Here is a 12,605-nt window from a genome sequence, read left to right as displayed (position 1 = left end):
ATGCCGAGTGACCAATCCTCAGACGAACAAAGCCAAGAGCAGGAAGCACAACAAAGCCAAGAACCACAGCCAGAAGCGGCCAGGCCCAAAAAGCGTGACGAGGATGTGATCACGCGGTCCATTGAGTCTTGGGCTGACAGAATGAAGAGCAGTAGGCAGTCATTGCTTACGGTGCAGCTCGGCCAGAAAGGAGAGCCTTGTTTAGCGTATACCTACCTCAAAAGAGAACTGGAGTGTGAGGGATCCGTATTTTGCTCGCGTGGCGAAATTATCAATTCAGTGCTTCAAAAGATGATCAACGAGAACATCGTAGTTCTCGGTCATCCATCAATTGCCAATGAATGGCGCCGCAAGCTACTGTTTTGGTACGAAGGGCTCTCCGAGACCGAGAAAAAAGAAATTCCAGTGGCCGCCCAAGTTATTGCTTCCAGAGCCAGTCTTTACGAAATGGAAGGAATGAAAAACTTGAAATGGGCACGTGCGAAGCTTCCATTGGTAGCCCAGACCTACAATGAAATAATCGAAGACCTGAAAGGGCTAGGTGTAATCGCATCTGATTATAAGACCGTTGCCGAACGAAATGCTGAGGATGACTATAAAAAGCTGACATCGCCCCGCAAGCCTTCATTTAGAAAACTGCTAACCGAGCTAAGAGAGAGCCCTGTAACCTCCTACCAGGACTTAGTTACAGAGGATCCTGCGATCCCTTTCAAGAAATTACTTCATATATTTGCTGCTGCCTCCATGGGGAGCAGAACAGACTCGACCAAATCCAACTACAGTGAAGGTTTTAGATACGCTGTAAAGCACTTAAAAGAGATTGGGTTTTCTGGAAATGAGGACACTAAAGAATATTTCTTTGCCAACTATCTAGCTAACTTTAGAAAATTTCTAGTAGACAAGATCCAGTGCGGTGGGCTGTCCACCCATACTGCTGACTCACTGCTCTCTGCGGTCCGCTCGATGTACAAGCGAGCAATAAAGATCAAAGGATTGGGACTGACAACCTTCATCGACATTGAAGGTTTTAAAACGCATAGAAAGACCGATGAGTATCGACCGTACCCTGCGGCAGTACGGACTCAAATAAAACAGGCGTGTGATAGTGAGCGACTAAAGCTCAACAATCTCACGAGGGATTATGCTTCTTTCGGAGGGGGTCTTGATCCCGTCGACAGCAATGGTGAACTCAAGAGAGGATTCGCATCTCTGGATAATGCCCGGTGGATCTTTGAAAACAAACTAAATTGCCGAATAATCGGCCCTGGCTCTGCTAATCTGAGCGACAAATACGAAAAAGGATTCATTAGAATACTATCGTATGTAGGCCTTGGCCTGATCGAAACGTATGAGAGCTGGGGTGTAATTTATCAAATAACGTCCCGACACATGGCACCTTACATCACCAGGCTCGCGCAAATTACAGGCCTCAATGCCGACTCTCTGAAATCACTAAACATCGATGATTTCGTTGAGTGCCATGAGCTAACTCAACGACCATATCTTCGCTATTGGAAAGAGCGCTCGGACGGAGAGAAGCAACTACACTTGGATCTGGTAGAGGCCGATTTAACCTGGCTGACTATCAACCAAAGCAAGGAAGTTAAAGTAATCTTCGCAGAGGTGGCCTACCTGACTCGCAACATACGCGCGCGCGCTGATGACGCGGTAAAAAGTAGGCTATTCATTTATGAATCCAGGAAACAGACTGAGCTAGGGAAGATAAGGTCCTTCGAAGACTCAACAGTCATCAATCTAGTCATGAATCAGTTTGCGCGAGACCATCGCCTGAAGAATGAGGATGGCGAAGATCTGAATATATCAGCCTCTAGGCTAAGACCTAGCCTGGTAGCGGAACTGGTTGAAAAAGGCGTGTCCCTGCGCGAGATTCAGATTATCCTCGGTCACAAATCGCTTTCTACGACTATTCAGTATCTAGATAAGTTAGAATTCAGCAAAACAGCCCGTGACGTACTAGAGAGCGCACTCGCAAAAATCCACAAAGAAGCGGTCGCGCAGGAAGCACCCGAAATTAATGCTTCAAAAATAACTACGACTCCAGAGACTGAAAACTCTCCGATCGCCATCAGTAACGGCTTGGTTAAATGCCGAAATGTGTATGATCCGCCTGAAGAGATCAAAAAACTGGCGACGTACAAAAAAGGCAGTGCCTGCTCACTTCTGAATAAATGCCTTTCGTGCAGCAACTCAATCATTACAGCAGGACATTTGCCTGAGCTATTCGCAATGCGCCGGGAGTATCAATCAATGTTGGCAACGAGTACTATTGGCCAAACACCTTACGGCGCAATCATCAAAGAGAACCTAGAGGTATTGGACAGCATCCTGACGCCGTCAGAACAGGGGTTTACCGCTGAACAACTAGACGAAGCGGAGCGTTTGTCAGAGCATATCATTACGAGTCCCTTGGTTGAAGGCGTAACCCTCTGATGAATTTTGAAACATTGGTACGCAAAATAAAACCGGTTAGGCAGCAGTTTCTTCGCCACTTAGGCAATGAAATTATAGCTACCTTCGCTAATCCGGAAAGCGGCTTGAATGCTCTGAGCTTGACGAATGCGATGATGGAATTGCCTGTTAGCAAAAAAAGCCAAGTGAAAGACTCAATATGGGACTTTGATGATGGCACTGCCATTTTGGCCAGGGATATCCAAGGTGCGAAATCCAGAATCGACTTTGGAGCATACGACAGCCTCAACACGACCATTTTGTTTGAAATTAAGATGGCGATACTGTGCACATTGGAAATTCCTGGCGCCTTGCGAATCAGGCGCACACCAAAATCTTACAAGCCCCACACCGTCCTCGACATTTTTAAATCCACCATTCCGTTCTTTGACCAAATGTCTGAACGCAAGCGTTTGGAGCAAGGTGAGGATTTCTTTGAAAAGTCGCACTTCAGTCTCTCCGACTTTACCGAAGAAGATTATGAAATAGAGGCCAAGACATTCGAGCGTTCGTTTCGAACCGTAACTCTGAAAGGGTTTCAAATTCTTAGCTCTAACTTCATGCTCGAAAATGTTCTAGCAGAGCCACTTGCTCACGTTGATTTGGAAGGGTTGGGCTGGCAAAGCAATTGCTTAACCAATAAAAAAACGAGAAATAAGCAAAAGTGGCTTCCAAACAACGTATTTGAAAAATGCTCGCGCGCAGCGTCTTTTGCCGTAGTAGACTTCTTAAAAGCATTACAAGAAGACATTACTGACGTCGACACTTTGAGCCGACTGGACCTGGCTGGCTACGATGAAGCCAAGCGAGTTAAGCTCACGCGAAGGTCATATGACATCTATATCACAATACGTATGACGTGACGGGGATACACTGGCGAACAAATTATTCCATTCCTTTATGAAATGGACAGAGATTACTGGTCTTCACAACGGCCCGGTTTCTTTAAAGACAAGGAAGCGGTTGGCAAACTAACGGATACCCAGTTTGACAACAACTTCTATGAGTACATAACGCACGTCAATAACAGTGCTACCTATATCATCGCCCAGTATACTGGCATGCGCCCCTCGGAGCTGTCAGGCTGCACTGCTGATGAATGTCTGGCTAAAGATGACTTCGGCCACGACTTGATCGTCAGCACAGTGCTCAAAGGCCAAGATGTCTACGGAAAACTTTTCGAAGACAAATGGGTAGCGATTCCCGCCGTTCTGGACGCAGTGAAAGTGCTACGTACTCTGAACCGCTTCAAGCAAAACCCGTATCTCATTACAAACATGAACACTATCAAGCCTTCGATGCAAGAAGGAGCAAACTCGGTTAGTGGACATGGGTTGAGTCACCAAATCCTAACATTTCTGGCGAAGGTACTGACGCATGAAGAGCTTGAATCGCTACAAGTATCGCCGTACACCCTGCGACACTCGTTAGCTAATCAGATGTTCCGGGCGTCAGTAGGGTTGCCTTTCATTTCGTACCAGCTCAAGCACTTCGGCCATTTGGCGAGCAGAGTTGAGCAGCGTCCTCATAAAACCGTGACCATCGACTATGGCGGCATCGGTGACGCTTTGGTATCTGGCGGTGGTAGAGACGCGCCTTCTCGGTTTGATGCTGAAAGAGAGTTTATCGTCAACGCATGCGACCCAGATGGCGGGTATGCTGGCGATAACGCAGCCGCCCACCGCAACCGCCTCGCAGCCTATTTCAAAGGCTATCTGGAAGCTGGATACTCGAAAGAGGAAATTTTTGATCGAATGGCCGAGTTGAATTTCGCGGTCATTAACGTCGGCCAAGGCTATTGCTATGGTAACGCCACTGACGAACAGGATGAATCGCTTCCGTGCATCGGTTCGCTACGCTGCAACCCTAATCGTTGTAAAAACGCGGTTGTAACGTCGGCGAATGCGCCAAAATGGCGAGAAGTTTACGTTCAGAACACCCTGGCATTAAGAAAAATCGAAAGCGACCCTTCTGTACCTTATGCCGAACTTCGAGCATCCGATGAAATCGCGGCGTCAATCGCACAGTTGAAACTAGCGATATCTGAAGCTGAAGGTGTGTTGAAAAGCTTAGGCATGGAGATTTCTATATGAGTGCAGCACCATACGACACAAAGAACGCTGAAAGCTTTGATACCGTAACTTACAGCCTAAACGAAGCTCTCAAGAGAATAGAGAAGGACCTCTCATTGCCTGTGAACGTCACGACATTAGCCAAATTGGCCAACGTGCACCGAAACACCATTTATCATCGAGAATGGCCAGCGGTAGAGCTTAAGCGAATAAAAGCCGGGCGTGAGCAGCAGAAAAAGAATCAGGTGATTGCGAAAGCCAATACAAAGTCGCCAGAGCAGCTCCTGGAGCAGAGCAGGCTAGAGATTCTGTACTGGTTTACACAGTTGGAAGATGCTCGGACAAGCGTTAAATCTCTGACTGCGACGAATAAGCTGACGGCACAAGCACGCGACTTCTACATGGTCGAGTACAAGAAAGATCAGGACACGATTGGTAAGCTCAACATCGATATTTCCAAGCTTAAATATGCAATAGCCGTTCTGGAAGACGAGCTTACAAAAATCAAATCTTGCACTGACGATAGGTCCCCTCCCCCCGAAAGCTAGGTGCTATATCAGCTGCGCCGAACAAGTCCAAGTGGGATTTGGATCTGGGTTGGTGGGGTTTCCGCTAGGGATCCTGCTGAGAAGCTCGGCTATGTACCTCTGCAACCGCTAGCTAGTCGATGCAAGAGCCCCAAGCGATGCCGCTGCTCCTCGGAAAGTGGATTATCTAACGATTTTTGGATGCTGAAGGTCCCATGCCCGCAGGCGAAAATGCAGCTCCGAAGGTCATGGCAGATGCAAATGTACTGGAACTCATCGAATGAGCGGACTTGGTAAGCTTTAAGCCAGGCTCCCCAACCAGAGACTTGAGTCCTTTTAACGCAACCTCCCCGAGGTTCCGGTTTCTAGTGATTGGGCCTATGTAGTTCCGCAGAGTGGCGTAGTGAACTCAGACCGTTTGGAATCCGTGCCGCCGAGGATTCTCCAACTCCGTGTTCAGGCGATGCAGAGTTTCGTGGATGGACGGAGAATCGTCCGGCTCAAGGCCCGGCAGCGTCTGCACCACCTCTGCCTCTTTCATACCGGCGACATGGCCAGAGCCGCAGCCCGTCGATGAAGACGTTCCATGGTAGCCCTAACATTATCTTGAGACCCAGGGACATCCGCCAGCTCTGGGCAAAAGGGTAGGCCTGACCCTCACCAGCTTTATGGATTTTCAATAAATCCTGCCATATAGAGCTGCCGCTCAATCTCTCTAATGGTCTGGAGCAGAGGGGTGGCGGACTGCATGAAATGCTTGGCCAGAATCAGGGGCAAAGCCTCATGCACCTCCAGCCGCTCACAGATTCGCGCTAAAACTGCAAGCGAGAGCGTTCGCTTGCCACGTTCTAAGTCGCTTAAATATTGAATGGATACTGTGCCTAAGAAGTCTTTTTGCGTGAGTCCTTTGTGACGACGTAATGCCTGCACGGCCAAGCCGACAGCTTCGTTGAAATCCATCAATCATCGCCCGAGCAAAGCTAGCATTGGACGCAGGGATGAGCTATTTTTTGAATCAACGATAGGCGAATATAAGATATATCTTATTCGGTTGGAGTCCAACGATTCTCGGGCTTTGGTTGCCCGCCACCGCTTGGCACACCTGCCTTTGGGGCACGTCCCCCCTCATTTGTTATGAGTACTACGGAATGAATGACAGAATTCAAGCTGACATATTAAAGCTGAAAGCAGATGCCATCGGGGTCGTATTCACCGGTTTTATTACGCATGCGAGGGTTGAGCCCCCCGCCATGTTGACTGGTGAGGTTTGGGGACACGTATGTGCAGATGGATTTGGAAACTTCGCGGACGGGCACCGGATCGAGACGTCGGACATTTCCGAGATTCATTCCCGTGGCGAAAGCTTGTGGGTCACCACGCGAAGTGGGAGCGACTACGGCATCCTTTCCTTCGCGTCCTTAGGTTGGACGTATTTTGCTGATCTCTATAAAGCTCACCTCCAGCTTGATCAGCACGTCCCAGGCTCACCAATTTGGCATATGACGTTGTCTCCGGAAAGGGTTCCTGGCCTTGCTATGAAGCTAAGGGAGCGACCTCGCCGTGAGGCAGAGTCGCGCAACGCGGCTGTGCTGAAGCGGGACCTACTCGGGCCCGAGGAAAATACAAAGTATATGGACCAAATGGAGGTGTTTGTTGACAAGGCAATTGAGACTCTGGAGCGGAATGGTGTGAACACTTTCAAGCTCCGCCGCTAGCCCATCGCATACTGTATTTACTCAGCCTAAAGAGGTTCTCGAATGGACAAACAGGTTGATCTCGAATTAGATCTCAGGTGCCGATTCCCTGCCGCGTTTCATGCCTCGATGCATTTTCAGTTTGACTGTGGTGACGGGTGGCTCGCAATCGTAGAGACACTCTGTTCGCTCTTGTCTCACGCAAACGAATCTACTGGACATGCCCCGACCTACCTAGTGGGCGCGGTGGAGAAGATGGGAACGCTACGGATCTTGGTAGCTGGCCGTGATGCTCGTGCTAACGAATGGATCATGTTTGCGGAGCAGCACGCGGCTCGTACGTGTGAACTCTGTGGAGCGAATGGCAGACTGTTGTACATCGACGGTTGGCAGCGGGTGCGTTGTCAACCTCATGCGCAAACCACGCGACCTTTCGGAGAAGGCGAGTAGCGTCGTGTCACAAGCCACTTTGCTACGTGCTTGGTTCAATTGTCAAAACGAGTTCTTATGGTCGTAACGCATTTTTTTTGCGTAACGTAGCTATGTTACGAACAAAAAATAGCGTTACGTCATTGTGCGTTTAGCATGTGAAAGGGCTCCGAATCGACAGCTGTCAGGACCGAGTGCCGCTATCTACATACCTAGAGGCCGGGTTGATTAGCATTGTGCAAAATTTGCACTTTGCTATTCGAATGTTGGGCAGGTCGGTCCTGTTGTCGCCCAAGTGCACTGACAGACCGCTATCTACCGACTGTGTTGAAAAAGTCGGCTTTCCTAAAACACTCGAATATTGTGGGATGAAAACATCTCTGTTGCACGCTGCTACGTGAAATCCGAGTCCTGAACCTTCTGCCTGAAATTCAGATTTCAATCTCAGGCGCGTACTTTTCTGGCGTGGAATTCGAAGCTGACTTTTTCAACAGAACCTACCCATAACTGCCCTTCGCGGCGGGCAGCTAACCTCCACGAACGGCCTCTTTGGGTCGTAATGCTGCGCCCACTTTCTAACTCCTCCATCACTAGACCCAATATTGAGGCCGCACTAGCCGGCACTCCCCATCCCCTAGAAGAGCTATCCTAGATCTGCAAAACGCACGATGAGTCACTGCGAGTCAGGAGACCTGACTCGCAATAATGACTCGGGAAATCAGCGTTTCAGCTTATCGACTTCCGCACTAAGATCTTCCATATCCGCCATCCGCCCCCACGACTCTGACACCCTTTCAAGCATCGCAGATGTCCGGGTGAACTCCACGGCCAGTGCTGCCCAAATTGAGTATTGACTTGCAAGCACTCGTTCCTGAGCCCCACCTTCTCCAAACGATTTGATGTAAGCGCCACGCTTGTTAAAGCACTCCATCTCAAAACCTTTTTCAATTTGCTCTGAAGCAAGGTTTTCTATGACCATGCAAACCTCAGTCGGAGGCCAAATTGCCGCTACATCGAATTGCGGGGAGTGCGCGAAAGTCTTACCTATATGCTGGTCCGCAATATCGGCAATGTCTCTCTCAAACGCCGCCGTACGTACACCTGCAATCCAAGACTCAAGCTTCGCTTGATCAACACCCTCTGCGGTAGCTCCAGGCAATGTTTCGAAAGCTGAAAGCAACCTGAATGACACGCTCGCTATATTCCTTTCGTGATCTGTCAAATCCTTCCTTGCAGGCGAGTTCGTACCTCTAAAAACGTGGGACAGAATCTCTACAAAAAGTTCCGAGTCATCGGCCATCTGCTTATAGATAACCAAGGGTCGTCGCTGATCCTGAATTGCAGGTAGATACGCGTACTCCAACCGCGCGATGGCAAGGGGCTCAACATCATCACGCCCGTCAAGCTCTTTGAAAGCTGATTCCAAGTAATAAGAGAGCATCGTTCCACTTTGTTTGCTATCAGATTGCCGTAACCCTTCAAAAAGGAGAGCAATAATCATCTCAGAATCAAACTCAGCTAGCCTGCGGTGCCCTAGGCATAGGATGTCAAGGCTCCGCTCGACAGCACGAAACTCTTTCACGACCCTCATCAAATCGTCCGAAGCCCCATCATTCGGAACGATGTTAAGACGCCGCCAGTATTGTTCGTGAACTTCCGGCCCTTGAGACTCAACAAAATCCCAAGTCCAGCTGTTAACCGGCCAACCGAGCAGCAAATAACATTTATCTCCTGCGTCAGGCACCAATGGAAATATCTTGGCCTCAATAATCTGAGACCAAGAATCTCCGTATCTTTGTGCGCCAAGTGCTGATGCGTAGAGGGCCAGCTCGGGAACGGGAGACTGAATTACCGTGGCCTCAACTAGCTTGATAAGATCTGTTTGAGTGATCTGTTCGATATCGATTGCTTGAGCCACGAGCGTCGGAATGGCGACCTTTTTTGTGAGTTCAAGTATACCAAGTGGGCCGGCGTGCTCTAGGATACGGGCCAAAGCCTCTTTTCTTAGAACATCAGGATCCAAGTCTGTAAGCTCCTGATAACGCCCGACATGTGGAGACCAGTCATCAAACAGCTGCTTGTCCTGGTAAATCGGATCGACAGGGCGATGCTTATCCAAAAGAGATTGAATCTTCAGCCGCTCTTCCTCCTCAATAGCCCAGTCACTGTCTGCATAAAACTCGTGTTTGGCTGCCATCGCCTGAAGTGCACTCCAGACAGGGCTATCTGCGTCCGACTGATGCGTGGCCAGATACGAATCAATAAACGAGAGCACAGCCGCTCGGTCGTCCGGCCTGAAGGCAGAGAAGGAGTTGACCAGCACTATTGCCCTTTCTTCATTATCAGCAGCCAATTTGATTGCACGACTTACCACAGCATGCTGTGCATCCCAAACTACTCCAAATGTAAGCTCCTCTGGATTTACAGATGCGACATCGCGAAGCTTGGGTCTTTGGGTTGGCGACACAGAGTCATGCGACCGTGGGAGCAGCTTGACCAAAAGCTGCCATCCTACCGCTGGAACCTTGGAAAGCACGCTATCGATGCATGCAATACGCTGGCGAAGAGTCGCATGGGTGTTGGGCGACCAGGTAAGCAGAATGTCCCTCAAGCTATTGATCGGACGGTTGACTCTGTTTGAGTCCGGTGTTGGATCCAGCTCGGCAAGCTTTGCTAGCACTATCGCAGCTCGATTCAAAAGCTTCGGATCCCAAGCTAAAACCTCAAGCGCCCAGAGGATCTGGATGTAAGGACCCGATGCGCCAAATGACCAGTCATCTTTGTCATGAAACAAACCAACGATCTTGTCCTGCTCGCCCTCGAACATAGATTCGAGGGCCGTCAAAAAAGGGCTAGGCGCAGCCTCTGCGATCAAGGTTGTCTGACCCGACAGCCCCACTAATGTCAGGTGATTCTTCCCCCACTCAGGCAGTGAGCTAACTATTTCATCAACGAACTGCTGGGCGGTCGCCTGATTCATATACAACCCACCGACCTGGTCCATCGTCGCGATAATCAGGAGCGTAAGCGCCAGCCCTTCTCTCAACCATTTGCTGTAGTCCGCAGGGGAGACGTAATGAAGGGTAAATTTTTCATCACGAGACGGCTCTTCCACTACATGACTGAAAACCTTCAGCACCGCAGCTTTGAAACGCTGCAAATCCTGCTCACCAATCAACTGCCCGTAGAAGCTGAACGCATCAACCGGGGCCCGCACTTGCCAATATTCACCGACCCGATCAAAAGGGGGATCAGCCAACATAGTGGAAGGAAGCAGCTTTTCTTCCAAATCCGCGTATTCCCCCACCCCAGAAAGCTCCGCCACCAAAAGCCGGTCGAGTTTCTGATTGATGGACCAACCGCCTGCTAGAAATGCGGCCTTCATCCACGCGGCGCCACTTACCCACTCGGGCGGAGAATAGGGTCGATTGGAAATCAGTCGCTCAAGAATTGTGAGACTACGCCCACATCGGTGAGCTAATTCATACCCTTCGTCGCGCTCAATTCCCATCGCCGTAAAGCCGTCAACCATTCCAGTCGCTGATGATCGCTTAAGCGACTTGTGCTTTCTGGCCTGAACCCCAGTTACTGCGGACAAAGTCGGCCCTTTAGCGGCAAGGACACCTGACATCCGATCGCCATCGTTTGTAGTAATGAATGTCAGGTTTGTACGCTGGCTTAGGAAACGTGCTGCGGCCTCAGTCTCGACAATCAACGTTTTCACCTCCAACGCTCTTTTGATGTCGGGAGGGGCCATCCTGATCGCCGCGACTGCAAAAGCAACAACTTCAATCCCCGTCTCAGCCCCAAGCATGATTGCTTGAGCTGGCCCAGCGAGGTTTTGAAGCAACTCTTCGGCAATCTCCTGACGGTCTCCCAGCACAACCTTCTCGTGCAAACGAGGCTTGAAACGCAAGCTGTACATCTCCCAAAACTCGTCCGTGCTGAGCGCACCATTGCGTGGCGCATTACCCAAGACGTCTCTTGCGTACAGCGCCGCCACAGCTGGATGTAGATCAAGCCAGTGGACCAACTCGACGGCATCGAGATAAATGACCTTCTTCCACTTACCCTCCCTAGTCCTCTCGTTTTCCCATTCCGTGAGAAGCTCCCGAGGCGTGTCCCATTTTTCCAGATTTACCAGCACCAGAGTGCTCTCAGCCATCTCGACGGGGTCTGTTTTCCCTGTCCGCTTGTTGTAGTCATCGGTGGCCTTTCTTGCACCCGCACCAGCTCCAAATTCCCATTTGGATTTGCCAGCGGGTACAAACTCAGCCGGCTCAGCTGTCTCAAGGACGCCATCCCAGCCTCGAACTTGGCCAGCATCCCCGCCCGGAAATCGAAATCGGCTAGCATCGGTGATGGACGCCCTTATCAAGTCAGCTACCAGGTCAGGAAGGTGCGCGCGAGCGTCAATCCTCTTCGCCCATTTTGCTAACCCCGCCTCATCGATCCACTGCATGTCGCAATCCTTTTTCACATGACTAATAGACTGAAATCTCGATCACCGAGAACATGGATCCGATTATGCCTGAGATGCCTGAAAGGGGACCTCCCCGCAGACAAGTCGGATATCGACCCAATGACCTTATCAGCCAGAATGAATTTCATTTTCCGACACTCTACACAGCGAAGAAAAAGCTTCTTTACCCGAAAGCGCGGATCATGGACATGGCACTGTTTCAGTATGGCCTATCCAAATAGGCACTCTAGGTCTACTAACTTTCGCAGGTTCTGCCCAGCCTCCCTGCGGTTAACCGGGGCTAAGGCACTAGTTCGATCATGCAAAAGCCGCTGCGCGGAAGCTCCCAGAAGTGGGACAGCGGCAGTATCTCAACCCGCTATAAAAGCTCAGTTCGCCAACCATCGCAGCTTCTACTGGGCGCTTCGAGTCTTCCTCCAGAAGGCCCGTTTGACCAATAAGCATCTCTATCCCTACGCCACCCCGTGTAAATGGACCGGCGAATAAAACTCGCAACAATAAACGGTTTCGCCAACTCCTTGCATTTCGTGACACCCGATCTTTCGCAAATTCGAGCAGAACGCCAAAAATACCTGGCTGATCACGCGAAAAATGTTTGGATGGCCACTAGCCAGTTCAAAGACCACCGTGCGATGATCGACCTTCATCTCCCATGGTCATTCATCCTCGCGTCGCAAAAATGGCGCCGGGTAACACTGAAGATCTGCTGCGAGATCGTGTTATGGATAGTCACGGATAAATACATGGAAATTTTCAGCCAATTCGACACATATAGCCTCAAGGCACGTGTCTTCCCAGCTCTGATATCAGGCCTTCCGACCCTTGTTTTGCTGTTCATGCTTGTGCCTTGGGATCACCTAGGGAAGGTCTGAAGTACCCACCGATTTTTGAGGCCCTCGCTGCTTGAGGTTCAAAAAATCCAAGTCGGCCG

Annotated in this window: 7 protein-coding genes; 5 read left to right on the top strand and 2 right to left on the bottom strand. The window is 50.0% G+C overall.

Features of this window, described 5'->3' with window-relative positions; genetic code table 11:
- The 4 genes from IFT98_RS00030 to IFT98_RS00020 are packed head-to-tail and all read left to right on the top strand — an operon-like array spanning nucleotide 1 to nucleotide 5,089.
- Complete coding sequence (locus IFT98_RS00030) at nucleotides 1–2,451, top strand: tyrosine-type recombinase/integrase (RefSeq protein ID WP_192049938.1); 2,451 nt, start codon at nucleotides 1–3, stop codon at nucleotides 2,449–2,451.
- Nucleotides 2,451–3,332, top strand: coding sequence for a hypothetical protein (locus IFT98_RS20960; RefSeq protein ID WP_244650977.1), 882 nt, complete (start codon nucleotides 2,451–2,453; stop codon nucleotides 3,330–3,332). Before IFT98_RS00030 ends, IFT98_RS20960 begins: the two co-directional genes overlap by 1 nt.
- Before the next feature lie 42 nt (nucleotides 3,333–3,374).
- Complete coding sequence (locus IFT98_RS20955) at nucleotides 3,375–4,562, top strand: site-specific integrase (protein WP_244650978.1); 1,188 nt, start codon at nucleotides 3,375–3,377, stop codon at nucleotides 4,560–4,562.
- Nucleotides 4,559–5,089 carry a hypothetical protein gene (locus IFT98_RS00020; RefSeq protein ID WP_192049940.1) on the top strand — a complete coding sequence of 177 codons (531 nt, stop codon included), beginning with the start codon at nucleotides 4,559–4,561 and terminating at the stop codon, nucleotides 5,087–5,089. The genes IFT98_RS20955 and IFT98_RS00020 overlap by 4 nt, the downstream gene beginning before the upstream one ends.
- Nucleotides 5,090–5,734: 645 nt before the next feature.
- Here the strand turns inward: IFT98_RS00020 and IFT98_RS00015 are convergent.
- Complete coding sequence (locus IFT98_RS00015) at nucleotides 5,735–6,028, bottom strand: helix-turn-helix domain-containing protein (protein ID WP_192049942.1); 294 nt, start codon at nucleotides 6,026–6,028, stop codon at nucleotides 5,735–5,737.
- A 188-nt stretch (nucleotides 6,029–6,216) separates the two neighbouring features.
- On the opposite strand from IFT98_RS00015, the gene IFT98_RS00010 reads away from it, so the two are divergent.
- The gene (locus IFT98_RS00010) at nucleotides 6,217–6,783 is read left to right on the top strand and encodes a hypothetical protein (RefSeq protein WP_128588747.1); all 567 of its coding nucleotides are present in this window, start codon (nucleotides 6,217–6,219) and stop codon (nucleotides 6,781–6,783) included.
- A 1,126-nt stretch (nucleotides 6,784–7,909) separates the two neighbouring features.
- Here IFT98_RS00010 and IFT98_RS00005 read toward each other — a convergent pair.
- The gene (locus IFT98_RS00005) at nucleotides 7,910–11,653 is read right to left on the bottom strand and encodes a hypothetical protein (protein ID WP_192049944.1); all 3,744 of its coding nucleotides are present in this window, start codon (nucleotides 11,651–11,653) and stop codon (nucleotides 7,910–7,912) included.
- Nucleotides 11,654–12,605 lie beyond the last annotated feature (952 nt).

The organism is Pseudomonas sp. CFBP 8770 (assembly GCF_014841705.1).
GTDB lineage: Bacteria > Pseudomonadota > Gammaproteobacteria > Pseudomonadales > Pseudomonadaceae > Aquipseudomonas.
Note: the sequence above shows the minus strand (reverse complement) of the source record. Positions and strands in the feature narration are given on the sequence as shown.

Excerpts from the sequence above, each read along its gene's own strand:
- IFT98_RS00030 (WP_192049938.1), top strand. The coding sequence starts at position 1 with ATGCCGAGTGACCAATCCTCAGACGAACAAAGCCAAGAGCAGGAAGCA.
- IFT98_RS20960 (WP_244650977.1), top strand. The coding sequence starts at position 2,451 with ATGAATTTTGAAACATTGGTACGCAAAATAAAACCGGTTAGGCAGCAG.
- IFT98_RS20955 (WP_244650978.1), top strand. The coding sequence starts at position 3,375 with ATGGACAGAGATTACTGGTCTTCACAACGGCCCGGTTTCTTTAAAGAC.
- IFT98_RS00020 (WP_192049940.1), top strand. The coding sequence starts at position 4,559 with ATGAGTGCAGCACCATACGACACAAAGAACGCTGAAAGCTTTGATACC.
- IFT98_RS00015 (WP_192049942.1), bottom strand. The coding sequence starts at position 6,028 with ATGGATTTCAACGAAGCTGTCGGCTTGGCCGTGCAGGCATTACGTCGT.
- IFT98_RS00010 (WP_128588747.1), top strand. The coding sequence starts at position 6,217 with ATGAATGACAGAATTCAAGCTGACATATTAAAGCTGAAAGCAGATGCC.
- IFT98_RS00005 (WP_192049944.1), bottom strand. The coding sequence starts at position 11,653 with ATGCAGTGGATCGATGAGGCGGGGTTAGCAAAATGGGCGAAGAGGATT.